The sequence below is a fragment of the uncultured Tenacibaculum sp. genome (genome assembly GCF_947494125.1).
GTDB lineage: Bacteria > Bacteroidota > Bacteroidia > Flavobacteriales > Flavobacteriaceae > Polaribacter.
This window is the reverse complement of sequence record NZ_CANLTU010000002.1, coordinates 657,043-669,111: the sequence shown is the minus strand read 5'-3', so window position 1 is coordinate 669,111 and position 12,069 is coordinate 657,043. Positions and strand designations below refer to the sequence as shown.

Below are 12,069 nucleotides of genomic sequence, written 5' to 3'. Positions count from 1 at the left end.
AAGGTTCCGTATTGTTTTTATTGTATCAGCGAGCTTCGCTGATAGTTCTGCATAGTTTTTATTTGGTCAGCGAACTTCGCTGAGCATATTGTATACTTATAAAAGCTTCAGCGAAACTCGCTGATGGTTTCAATATGAGTTTTAGTTCAATTCTTACACGATTGCATCGAAAGATGAGTAAACACAAAATAATTAAAAGAAATGAGCATAATAAAAAGAGGAGTTGACTTTAGTTTTTTAGCCAGAGTATAGTTAAATCTTTTAAAATCAAAACCTTTATAGGTTATTTCAATAAAACTTTGTAAATTTGCACGCCTTTTTACAAGAACAGATTTATAAAAGGTGGAAAACAAATTTATATAAGTTTAATTTCTCTTAGCGTTAGTATTGTTAATGGTCTGACTAACAAAAAGATACAAAGTATTATTCAGAATGTCTGAAGAAACAAAAACAGTAGCTGCTGAGGCAGTGAACCCAGCAGAATTTTTAGCAACATTTAATTGGCATAAATACGAAGAAGGTATTGATGAAGTTGATGAATCTAAATTAAAAGAATTTGAAAAAGCCTTAGAAGGTACAGTAGGTTTCGTAAACGAACGTGATGTAATCGAAGGTTTAGTAACAAGAATTACTGATAGAGATGCAATTATCGATATCAATTCTAAGTCTGAAGGAGTAATTTCTTTAAACGAATTCCGTTACAACCCAAGTTTAACTGTTGGAGATACAGTAGAAGTATTAGTTGACAAAAGAGAAGATTCTTCTGGTCAATTAGTATTATCTCACAAGAAAGCACGTGTAATTAAAGCGTGGGATCGTGTTAATAATGCACACGAAACTGGAGAAATCGTTAACGGTTTTGTTAAGTGTAGAACTCGTGGAGGTATGATCGTTGATGTATTTGGTATTGAAGCATTCTTACCAGGTTCTCAAATTGATGTGAAGCCTATCCGTGATTACGATCAGTATGTAGAGAAAACTATGGAATTCAAAGTTGTAAAAATCAACCACGAATTTAAAAACGTAGTAGTATCTCATAAAGCGTTAATCGAAGCTGATTTAGAAGATCAAAAACGTGAAATCATCGGTCAATTAGAAAAAGGACAAGTATTAGAAGGTGTTGTTAAAAACATTACTTCTTATGGTGTGTTTGTTGATTTAGGTGGTGTTGACGGATTAGTTCATATTACTGATTTATCATGGTCTCGTATCAACCACCCGAACGAGGTTGTTGAATTAGATCAGAAATTAAATGTTGTAATTTTAGACTTTGATGATAACAAGTCTAGAATCCAATTAGGATTAAAACAATTATCTGCTCACCCATGGGAAGCTTTAAACTCTGAATTAAAAGTTGGAGATAAAGTAAAAGGTAAAGTTGTTGTTTTAGCTGATTATGGTGCATTTGTAGAGGTTGAAGAAGGTGTTGAAGGATTAATTCACGTTTCTGAAATGTCTTGGTCTACGCACTTACGTTCTGCGCAAGATTTCGTGAAAGTTGGTGATGAAGTAGAAGCTCAAATCTTAACATTAGATCGTGAAGATCGTAAGATGTCTTTAGGTATGAAGCAATTACACCCAGATCCATGGACTGATATTACTACTAAGTACCCTGTAGGTTCAACGCATTCTGGTACTGTACGTAACTATACTAACTTCGGTGTATTCGTAGAATTAGAAGAAGGTATTGACGGATTAGTGTATATCTCTGATTTATCTTGGACTAAGAAAATTAAGCACCCATCAGATTTCGTAACTGTAGGTGATAAATTAGATGTTCAAGTATTAGAATTAGATGTTGAGAACCGTAAGTTAAACTTAGGTCATAAGCAAACTCAAGATAACCCTTGGGATGCGCATGAAGCTACGTATGCAATCGGATCAACTCATGAAGGTACTATTAAAGAAAAGAACGATAAAGGTGCAACAGTATCTTTCGCTGATGGAATTGAAGCATTTGCTCCAACTCGTTTCTTAGAAAAAGAAGACGGATCTAAATTAGCTAAAGGAGATACAGTTCAATTTATTGTAACTGAATTTAGTAAAGAATACCGTAGAATTGTTGTTTCTCATACTTCTATCTTTAGAGAAGAAGAAAAGAAAAACATTAAGGCTGCTGCTAAGAAAGCTGCTGATGTAGAAAAAACTACATTAGGAGATATCGGTGGATTAGCTGAGTTAAAGAAGAAAATGGAAGGGAAATAAATCTCTGAACATTATACTTATAAAGCCGCTACAATTGTAGCGGCTTTTTTGTGCTTTTAAATGTAACATTTGTTACAGTTAAAGACCGTTTGTTTTTAAGTTAATTTCTTAAATACCATTATATTTGTACACAAATAAAAATTAAAATGACGCTAATAAAATCAATATCAGGAATCAGAGGTACAATAGGGGGAGCTACAGGAGATAACCTTACACCGATTGATGCTGTCAAATTTGCTTCAGCATATGGAGCATTTATAAAAAAGAGAAATCCAGAAGCAAAGAAAATAAAAGTAGTTTTAGGAAGAGATGCACGTATTTCTGGAAAAATGATAAGCAATTTAGTTGCTAACACTTTAGTAGGTTTAGGGATAGATGTTGTTGATTTAGGATTGTCTACAACACCAACTGTTGAAGTAGCAGTGCCATTAGAAAAAGCAGAAGGAGGTATTATTTTAACAGCTTCACATAACCCAAAACAATGGAATGCGTTAAAATTATTAAACGAAAAAGGGGAGTTTTTAAATGGAGCAGATGGAGAAGAAATTTTAAAGTTAGCAGAAAGTGAAGATTTTTCTTTTGCAGAAGTTGACGATTTAGGTAGCTATAGAAAAAACAAGAAATATTTAAAAAAGCATATAAAAGAAGTACTAAAGCTAGATTTAGTAGATGTAAAAGCTATTAAAAAAGCAAAGTTTAAAGTAGTAGTAGATGGAGTAAATTCTACAGGAGGTGTATTTATACCAGCTTTATTAAAAGAATTAGGAGTTAAATGTGTGGAGTTGTATTGTGAACCAAATGGAGAGTTTCCTCACAATCCAGAGCCATTAAAAGAACACTTAACTGATATTTCTAAGTTAGTAGTTAAGAAAAAAGCCGATTTAGGAATAGTAGTTGATCCAGATGTAGATCGTTTGGCATTAATTTCTGAAGATGGATCAATGTTTGGAGAAGAGTATACATTAGTAGCTTGTGCAGATTATGTATTAGGTAGATTAGGTGGTGGAAACACTGTTTCTAACCTTTCATCTTCAAGAGCATTAAGAGATGTAACAGAGAAACATGGAGGAACCTATACGGCTTCAGCAGTAGGAGAAGTAAATGTAGTTCAAATGATGAAAGATACCGATACTGTAATTGGAGGAGAAGGAAATGGAGGAATTATTTATCCAGATTCTCATTATGGAAGAGATTCATTAGTAGGAGTTGCATTATTCTTATCGCATTTAGCACATAAAAAAATGTCATGTAAAGAATTAAGAGATTCGTATCCAAGTTATTTTATGAGCAAGAACAAAATCCAGTTAACACCACAAATTGATGTTGATAATATTTTAGAAACAATGGCTGATAAATATAAAGCAGAAGATGTAAATACTATTGATGGAGTAAAAATAGATTTTGCTGATGAATGGGTGCATTTACGTAAATCAAATACAGAACCTATTATTAGAATTTATACAGAAGCGACATCTCAAGAAAAAGCTGATTCATTAGCTGAAAGAGTGATTGAAGAAATAAAAGAAATAATTAAATAAGAAAACAATAGTACCTTGAAAATAAGAATAGCGAGTTTATTAATAATGTTATTAACAACATCATTAATAGTAGGGCAAGAGAAAGAGGAAAAAGAACAAGAGAAAAAGAAAGTTACAAATAAAGGTAAATTCTTTGTGTATTGGGGGTGGAACTGGGCAGATTATTCAGATTCAGACATCCGATTTAAAGGAGAAAACTACGATTTTACCTTATCGAGTGTAAGAGCACAGGATAGACCAACAAAGTTTTCTTTTAGAGATTATTTTCATCCAGGAAGAGTTACAATACCGCAAACAAATTATAGAATAGGATATTTCTTTAAAGAAAATTATACTATTTCTATAGGTGTAGATCATATGAAATATGTGATGATTGCTGATCAAGATGTAACAATAAACGGAAATATAAATGTAGGAAATGCGAAATATGATGGAGTTTACAATAATGGAACTATCAATTTAGCTGAAGATTTCTTACGTTTTGAACATACAGATGGTTTAAACTATGTAAATGTTGAATTAAAACGTTTTGATGATGTGAGTCATTGGTTTGGATTAAATCTAGAAAACTTACAAATTAATTTAACCGAAGGAGTAGGAGCAGGTATCTTATTTCCAAGAAGTAATACAAAGTTGTTAGAAAACGAACGCTATGATGAGTTTCACTTATCAGGATACGGAATGTCTATAGGGGCAGGATTAAATATAGCTTTCTTAAAACATTTCTTTGTACAAGCAGATTTAAAAGGAGGGTATATTAATATGTCAGATATTAGAACCACTATGAATCCTGCAGATAGTGCATCACAAAGCTTTTACTTCTTTGAAAACACTATTTTAATAGGAGGTAAGTTTAGGCTATAATTAAACAAAAGTCATTAATTGGTTAATATTATAAATCTTTTAGATTAGAGAATTTAATAAGTTTAATTTTAACCATAATACAATCAAATTATGAATTTAGAACAATATTTTGATAAATTTAGAAAAAACATTGTAGGTATCAATCAAACCTATCAATCGCCATACGGTGAACAAAAAATGATATATACCGATTGGACTGCCAGTGGAAGATTGTATGGACCTATCGAAGAACAATTATTATACAAATTTGGTCCTTTTGTAGCAAATACGCATACAGAAACATCAACTTCAGGAGCGGCTATGACTTTAGCGTATCATGAAGCAAGAAATATTATAAAACGTCATGTAAATGCATCAAAAGATGATGTATTAATTACAGAGGGATCTGGAATGACAGGAGTTGTAAATAAGTTTCAACGAATCTTAGGTTTAAAAGTTACAGAAAGCTTAAAAGATCATACCCAAATTCCAGAGGAATTAAAGCCAATTGTTTTTGTATCTCATATGGAGCATCACTCAAACCAAACATCATGGATAGAAACAATTGCCGATGTAGTGGTAGTTCCATGTAATGATGCTGGGTTAGTATGTCTAAAAAAGTTTGAAGAAACTATAGAGAAATACAAAGACAGACCTATTAAAATAGCTTCAATTGTTGCAGGATCTAATGTTACTGGGATTAAAACAGAGTACCATAAAGTAGCGTCGTTAATACATAAATACGGAGGGCTGTGCTTTGTAGATTTTGCTTGTTCAGCACCTTATGTTGATATAGATATGCATCCAGAAAACGAAGATGAATATTTAGATGCTATATTCTTTTCACCACATAAGTTTTTAGGAGGTCCAGGGAGTTCAGGAGTTCTTATATTTAATAAAAAACTTTATAAGAATATGGTTCCAGATAATCCAGGAGGAGGAACTGTAAGTTACACCAATCCATGGGGAGGACACGATTATTTTGATGATGTAGAAACTCGTGAAGATGGTGGAACTCCAGCATTTTTACAAACTATAAAAATTGCTTTATCTATTCAGATAAAAAACCAAATGGGAACTGAAAAGATGAAGAAACGAGAAGATGAAATAAACCCGATAATTTTCGATTGTTTAGAGAATTTAGAAGGCGTAAAAATATTAGCCCCAAACCATAAAGATCGTTTAAGTATTTTTTCATTTTATTTTGAAAAATATCATTTTAATCTAGTGGTTAAATTATTAAATGATCGTTTTGGAATTCAAACAAGAGGAGGATGTTCTTGTGCTGGTACTTATGGACATTTTTTATTAAATGTTGATCAAAATACGTCTCATAAAATTAAAGATCAAATTTTAGAAGGTTGCAATACAGAAAAACCAGGATGGGTACGTTTATCAGTTCACCCAACAATAACAGATGAAGAAGTACAATATATATGCAATTCATTAAATACATTGGCTGATAATATAGAAGAATGGTCTAAAGATTATAAATATGATATGAATAAGAACGATTATATTCATATATCAGCAACGCCTATAGAAAAGGAACTAGTAGCAAATTGGTTTTCGATATAATAAAATATGAAACAGATAGAATCTTTATTCTTAGAAAGTAATTATTCGAAAATTAAAGAAAGTGAAATATCAGGTAGATGGATAACACTACAAGATATTAAACCATTATACGCGAATATAGCAGCATCTATTCAGAAAAAAATAATAGGGCAGTCTGAGGAAGGAAGAGATATTTATCAATTAAAATTAGGCTCAGGAAAGAGAAAGATTCTTATTTGGAGTCAAATGCATGGAAATGAAAGTACAGGAACCAAAGCTGTTTTTGATTTTTTAAATTTTACAAAATATTTTTCTGATTCAAATATTATGAAAGCAATTATAGACAATTGTGAAATCATAATAATACCTATGTTAAATCCAGATGGGGCAGAGGTGTATACTCGAGTAAATGCTAATAAAATTGATTTAAATAGAGATGCAGTAGCTTTAAAAGCAAAAGAAAGTAAATTATTGCGAAAAATCTTGAATGGGTTCAACCCGGATTTTTGTTTTAATTTACATGATCAAAGGACCATATTTGGAGTAGAAGGAACTAAAAACCCAGCTACAATTTCATTTTTAGCTCCATCGGAAGATGCTTCTCGTAAAATTACGAGAGGAAGAAAAGAAACGATGAATGTAATTGTTGCTATGAATTCTTTATTGCAACAATTTATTCCAGATCATATAGGTAGATATACAGATGAGTTTTATCCAACGGCAACAGGAGATAACTTTCAAAAATTAGGAAACAATACGATTTTGATTGAAGCAGGTCATTATCCAGAAGATTATGAACGAGAAGTAGCAAGGGAATTCAATTTTTATGCATTATTACAGGGGATTTATCACATTTCTACTGCAAAAAACTTTGAAAATTATTCTGATTATTTATCTATTCCAAACAATATCAAGAACTTCTATGATGTAATTTATAGAACAAAAAATAATCAAAAAGATGTGGCATATCAGTATGTCGAGAAAGTAGAAAATGGTAAATTTGCACTCACCTTAACTAGAGAAAAGGAAGGAAACTTATCTTCCTTTATAGGTCATAAAGAATTTAATAAAAACGATTAAAAATTAAACTTTTGTTAATTAAAGTTGTTTTTATTTATAAAAAAAACATATTTTAGCAATATTACTTGAAGAAAACAAAAAAAATGAAGAAGTTTGTACTAGATGAAATTGATCATCAAATTTTAGACATTTTAATTGAAAATGCTCGTACTCCTTTTACAGACATAGCAAAGAAATTATTAGTATCAGCTGGTACTATTCATGTTCGTGTTAAAAAAATGGAAGATGAAGGAATTATTCAAGGATCTACATTAACCTTGAATTATGAAAAAATGGGATATTCTTTTATAGCCCATGTAGGTGTTTTTTTAGAAAAAACATCTATGACTCAGCATGTTTTAGATAATTTACGTTTAATACCAAATGTAACTGTTGCTTATGTTACTGCAGGAAAATATAATATATTTTGTAAAGTAAGAGCAAAAAGCACCAATGACGCGAAGGATATTATTTATCAAATAGATGATGTTCATGGTGTAAATCGTACAGAAACAATGATTTCTTTAGAAGAAAGTATTAACGATAAAAAACGTTTAATGCACGCTATTTTTAAAGAAATTTAATGAATAAAATATTTAATTAAAAGGGTTACATTTCATGTAACCCTTTTTTTAATTAATTTTAAATACTGTTTGCTTAGTTATATTTATTTTAAATTTTATTAAATGAAAATTACCAATCGTAGTTTACATAGAGATTTTGCATATTTCTATGTAGGACTTATTATAGCCTTTTCTTTTTCAGGAATTATATTAAATCATAGAGAAGATTGGTATCCTATGAATTATACATATGAAACCAAAGAAGTAGCATTGACTATTCCAGATACTCCTGAAGAAATTACAAAAGAATATGTTATAAATAGTACCAAAGACTTGAATTTAAAATATGATGGACATAGAGTAAGGGGAGGTAAATTGCGTGTGTATTTCAAAGGAAACGCAATACTTGATACGGACTTAAAAACTGGAATTGGTAATATAGAATTTAAAAGAAAAGTACCAATTATAGGACATTCTATGTATTTACATAAATCTACCAATAGTTTTTGGGTATGGTATTCAGATATTTTTGGTGTGGCAATGTTATTAATAGCTATTACAGGAATTTTAATCCCCGCAGGAAAAAAGGGGTTCTCAAAAAGAGGTTGGAAATTAGCGATAGCCGGAATGATATTCCCTTTATTATTTTTATTCTTGTTTTCTTAAATACACCAATTAAACTTTTCAAAAACAATATTCCAATCATTTGGAAATTTAGCATTCAATACAATGCCCTCTTTTGAAAAAGGATGAATAAACTCTAAAGAGTATGCGTGAAGAAAAAGATTTTCACAATTAAAGTTTTCTATAAACATAGTATTGTGATTTTTATCTCCGTATTTAGGATCGCCAATAAGAGGATGACTAATTTTATTCATATGTATACGCAATTGGTGTAATCTACCTGTTTTAGGAGATAACTTAACCAAACTATATCGTGATGAATCATATGGTTTTACAGGAATATCTTGAATTGTCTTCCCAGATAGTTCTAATAGAGTTTCCGCTTCCTTATAAACATTAGAATCACGTCCTTTTACTGGAGAATCAATCGTTTTTATTTCAGGAGCATGTCCTCGAACAATTCCATAATAAGTTTTCTGAATTTCATTATTTGTAAATAGCTCTTGAAATTTGGAAACAAATGAGGTTTCTTTTGCTAATAAAATTATTCCTGAGGTTTTTCTATCTAATCTATGAATAGGATAAAACTTTTTCCCTAATTGATTAAATAGTAATTGCAGTAATGAATCCTCATCTGAAACATTTCTTGAATGGTGTGCATGATGTACAACAACATTATTTGGCTTAGAAACACAAATAATATATTCATCTTCAAAAAGTATATCTAATTGCATAATTAGTTTTTTACTGCTTTAAGTTTAGTTGACTTTAATAAAATTATAGACAATACTCCACAAATTAAAAACCCTATAAATAGAGGTAGTGTAGAAGTAATAACAAATTTACCTATATAAGTGGCTATAGGTACAGCCATTATTGTTGAAACAAAACCATTAATAGCTGCTCCAATTCCCGCAATATGCCCAACTGGTTGCATAGCCAAAGCCCGTAAATTTCCAAATAAGAAACCGATAGCAAAAAATTGCAATGCAAAAAAGGTTAATAGAATACTTATACTTGGATTTTCTTTTTGATAGAATAAAAAGATATATATAATAGGAATAATAGTGAATACAATTAAAAAAACTGAAACTAGTTTGTGCATTCCATATTTCATAACAAAAGTTCCATTTAAAAAAGTAGCAAAACCTACTGAAATGGCAAGGCCGGCAAAAATGTATGGAAACTCATCTATTAAATGATATTGTTCCTGAAAAATTTGTTGTGAAGCACTTAAATATACCATAAATGAACCTGTAATAAAACCAGATATTAAAGTAAATACAATGGCTTGCTTATGTTTAATAAATTCTTTAGTACCAGTAATAAATAAACGAAAAGAAAAACGAACTCTATTTTCTTCTTTTAAGGTTTCAGGCTGTCGCTTCCATAACCAAAACATAACGATAACTCCAAAAATTAACTGGCTATAAAAAATAGACTTCCATCCATAAACATCTAACATTAATTTACCCAAAGCAGGTGCTACTACTGGAACCATAATGAAAATAACAACAATAAAAGACATTATTTTGGCCATATAATCTCCACTAAAAGAATCTCTAACCATTGCTATGCTTATTGTTCTAGGAGCGGAAAGACCAATTCCTTGAAGGATTCTTCCAAAAACCATCATTTCAATTGATGTTGCACTAACGCAGATAAAACTAGCTATAACAAAAAGTATAAAACCACCATATATTATGGGCTTTCTACCTAAGCTGTCAGAAATTGGCCCAGATATAAGTTGACCAAAACCTAAACCTAGAAAAATCATAGTAACAAGTAATTGATTATCACTTGATGCTTGTTTTAAATTAAGAGATAATCCTATTTGTTCTAAAGCAGGTAGTAAAGCATCTATAGATAATGCTACTAATGACATTAATGAGGCCATTAAAGCTATAAATTCAAGCTTAGAATTATTTTTTTGTTTTTGCATCTGGCAAAAATACAGTGTTTATTTTCAGTAAAACTATATCTATAAAAAAAAGACCATATTTTTTCAATGGTCTTTTTAAAACAAACAAATAGAAAAAATCAGTTTATAATTTTCTCTAATAACTTAACTAAGTCTTTTATTTCTTCTTTATTATTTATCGTAAGCTTTTCCCCATTATATTTTAATATTATGTTAGGTAAATCTCTTACAATATTAGTTTTGATCTTAAAATCAATACTTTTAAGTTCTTTTTTAATTTCGTCTATGTGATTTTTAGAAATAGAAAATTTGTGCTCTCCTTTTAAAATTACATTTTGAAATCCTTTATAAATTACTTTACCATCATTATAAATATACATATCAAAAACTGGACATTCACCTAAACATGGGGTTTTACCATAATAAAGTAATGCATTCTCTTTAATGTTCTTGGATAAAGAGCAACTAATAATAGTAAGAAAGACTATATAAAATAAAGAATGTTTCATATTATGAATTTAAAAATGACGCCATCAAGAGTTAAATGATTGAAGGGTAAAATAGAAGAGTATTCACTCTCAACAGCGTCTTATATGTTTTATTATCGATGTCTACATTTAGTTTTATATGGATTCCCAATAGTATTGGCTTGTTTCCATTTTCCTGGTTCTGGTAATTCAAAAGCTAAAGAGTTACCTCTACCTCTTAATTGTAAGTTTTTTCTTATGTGATTTTTAAATTCTATTAGTTCATTTCTTTTGTACATTAATAGAATCTTTTTTTCAGCAATAGTATTACCAGCTGGTTTTTCTTTCTTTGTAATAAATGTTGCAAAAACTTCAGCAATATCTTCAGGAGGGTTGGTAGATGCATATTGAGTTACAAATCTATCTTTATGCTTCTCGTAAAATTTTTGCTGAGATTCTTGATCCTTTTTGGCTACTTCATATTCAGTCCAAATATCTTTCCAATAATTAGCATGCAATTCATTTATATAAGAATCCTCTTTAGCACAACCTTCTCCTGGAAAGTAATTTTTACAATTTTCTGTAGTAATTGAAGCGTCTAATTGAGTGTCATTTAACGTTAATACATGCCCAAATTCATGAATAATAGTATAAGCTAATTGCCCCCCAGCATTAAAACTACCTTGAAAGGCATAATTAATAGCTATTCCCATTTTCCAACTAGATAAATCTTTTTTTAATTGTACTACAAAACCAGCACTTCCAGAAGTTGTTCCGTTATAGATTAAGAATTCGCCCATTTTTTTACGTTGATTTAATGGTACTATTTTCTTAACTAAATCCCATATTTGATTATGTTTAACAATATCTTTTTGATATTCTAAATCTTCACCGGTAACTTTATAATCTTTAATTTTTGAAATATTATCATTATCAATTTTATATAAAGTAATTTCTCCATCATTTCCTTGTTCTTGATTACTAGTATCTTCTGAATTTGAATCATTTGAATTATCAGCAGTACTAGACGGAATTATAATAGCTTCATCATTATTACACGAGTTTATCACTAAAATTGATAAAACAATGAAAAGAGGTATAATTAATCTTTTGATTTTTTTCATAATGTTTAAATTTTAATTAATAACTAATTCCGCGCGGCTATATAAATTAAACAGCAATAACAAATTCTACCCTACTTAAATAAAAGAAGCAATCATGATTTTTATCATATTATAAAGAACTCATTATATAGAAATTTGTATTTTATAAATAATGAAAATCAAATAATT

Annotated in this window: 11 protein-coding genes; 7 read left to right on the top strand and 4 right to left on the bottom strand. The window is 29.9% G+C overall.

Annotated elements, in window-relative coordinates:
• The first annotated feature begins 432 nt into the window (after nucleotides 1–432).
• The 7 genes from rpsA (at nucleotide 433) to Q0881_RS06655 (ending at nucleotide 8,431) form a co-directional block, all read left to right on the top strand.
• Nucleotides 433–2,205, top strand: coding sequence for a 30S ribosomal protein S1 (gene rpsA, locus Q0881_RS06685; protein ID WP_299158023.1), 1,773 nt, complete (start codon nucleotides 433–435; stop codon nucleotides 2,203–2,205).
• A gap of 146 nt (nucleotides 2,206–2,351) precedes the next feature.
• The gene (glmM, locus tag Q0881_RS06680; protein WP_299158021.1) at nucleotides 2,352–3,743 is read left to right on the top strand and encodes a phosphoglucosamine mutase; all 1,392 of its coding nucleotides are present in this window, start codon (nucleotides 2,352–2,354) and stop codon (nucleotides 3,741–3,743) included.
• A gap of 15 nt (nucleotides 3,744–3,758) precedes the next feature.
• Nucleotides 3,759–4,607, top strand: coding sequence for a hypothetical protein (locus tag Q0881_RS06675; RefSeq protein WP_299158019.1), 849 nt, complete (start codon nucleotides 3,759–3,761; stop codon nucleotides 4,605–4,607).
• A 90-nt stretch (nucleotides 4,608–4,697) separates the two neighbouring features.
• The gene (locus Q0881_RS06670; protein WP_299158016.1) at nucleotides 4,698–6,164 is read left to right on the top strand and encodes an aminotransferase class V-fold PLP-dependent enzyme; all 1,467 of its coding nucleotides are present in this window, start codon (nucleotides 4,698–4,700) and stop codon (nucleotides 6,162–6,164) included.
• 6 nt (nucleotides 6,165–6,170) lie between these two features.
• Nucleotides 6,171–7,223: a M14 family zinc carboxypeptidase gene (locus tag Q0881_RS06665; RefSeq protein WP_299158013.1), complete on the top strand. Its 1,053-nt coding sequence runs from the start codon at nucleotides 6,171–6,173 to the stop codon at nucleotides 7,221–7,223.
• Between the two features lie 83 nt (nucleotides 7,224–7,306).
• Nucleotides 7,307–7,786, top strand: a complete 480-nt coding sequence (locus tag Q0881_RS06660; RefSeq protein WP_299158010.1) for a winged helix-turn-helix transcriptional regulator — start codon at nucleotides 7,307–7,309, stop codon at nucleotides 7,784–7,786.
• A gap of 102 nt (nucleotides 7,787–7,888) precedes the next feature.
• On the top strand, nucleotides 7,889–8,431 hold the full coding sequence (locus Q0881_RS06655) for a PepSY-associated TM helix domain-containing protein (protein ID WP_299158008.1): 543 nt from the start codon (nucleotides 7,889–7,891) through the stop codon (nucleotides 8,429–8,431).
• Here Q0881_RS06655 and Q0881_RS06650 read toward each other — a convergent pair.
• The 4 genes from Q0881_RS06650 to Q0881_RS06635 form a co-directional block, all read right to left on the bottom strand.
• Nucleotides 8,428–9,123: a pseudouridine synthase gene (locus tag Q0881_RS06650; RefSeq protein WP_299158005.1), complete on the bottom strand. Its 696-nt coding sequence runs from the start codon at nucleotides 9,121–9,123 to the stop codon at nucleotides 8,428–8,430. The genes Q0881_RS06655 and Q0881_RS06650 overlap by 4 nt on opposite strands.
• A 2-nt stretch (nucleotides 9,124–9,125) precedes the next feature.
• Entirely contained in the window at nucleotides 9,126–10,331 is a 1,206-nt protein-coding gene (locus Q0881_RS06645) for a multidrug effflux MFS transporter (RefSeq protein ID WP_299158002.1), read from the bottom strand.
• 98 nt (nucleotides 10,332–10,429) lie between these two features.
• A complete protein-coding gene (locus Q0881_RS06640) occupies nucleotides 10,430–10,819 on the bottom strand; it encodes a DUF6438 domain-containing protein (protein ID WP_299158000.1) in 390 nt (129 codons plus the stop codon).
• A 92-nt stretch (nucleotides 10,820–10,911) separates the two neighbouring features.
• Nucleotides 10,912–11,901, bottom strand: a complete 990-nt coding sequence (locus Q0881_RS06635) for a putative zinc-binding metallopeptidase (protein ID WP_299157997.1) — start codon at nucleotides 11,899–11,901, stop codon at nucleotides 10,912–10,914.
• Nucleotides 11,902–12,069 lie beyond the last annotated feature (168 nt).

What these genes read in the sequence shown, in the direction of transcription:
- rpsA (WP_299158023.1), top strand. Translation starts at nt 433, where the DNA reads ATGTCTGAAGAAACAAAAACAGTAGCTGCTGAGGCAGTGAACCCAGCA.
- glmM (WP_299158021.1), top strand. Translation starts at nt 2,352, where the DNA reads ATGACGCTAATAAAATCAATATCAGGAATCAGAGGTACAATAGGGGGA.
- Q0881_RS06670 (WP_299158016.1), top strand. Translation starts at nt 4,698, where the DNA reads ATGAATTTAGAACAATATTTTGATAAATTTAGAAAAAACATTGTAGGT.
- Q0881_RS06665 (WP_299158013.1), top strand. Translation starts at nt 6,171, where the DNA reads ATGAAACAGATAGAATCTTTATTCTTAGAAAGTAATTATTCGAAAATT.
- Q0881_RS06660 (WP_299158010.1), top strand. Translation starts at nt 7,307, where the DNA reads ATGAAGAAGTTTGTACTAGATGAAATTGATCATCAAATTTTAGACATT.
- Q0881_RS06655 (WP_299158008.1), top strand. Translation starts at nt 7,889, where the DNA reads ATGAAAATTACCAATCGTAGTTTACATAGAGATTTTGCATATTTCTAT.
- Q0881_RS06650 (WP_299158005.1), bottom strand. Translation starts at nt 9,123, where the DNA reads ATGCAATTAGATATACTTTTTGAAGATGAATATATTATTTGTGTTTCT.
- Q0881_RS06645 (WP_299158002.1), bottom strand. Translation starts at nt 10,331, where the DNA reads ATGCAAAAACAAAAAAATAATTCTAAGCTTGAATTTATAGCTTTAATG.
- Q0881_RS06640 (WP_299158000.1), bottom strand. Translation starts at nt 10,819, where the DNA reads ATGAAACATTCTTTATTTTATATAGTCTTTCTTACTATTATTAGTTGC.
- Q0881_RS06635 (WP_299157997.1), bottom strand. Translation starts at nt 11,901, where the DNA reads ATGAAAAAAATCAAAAGATTAATTATACCTCTTTTCATTGTTTTATCA.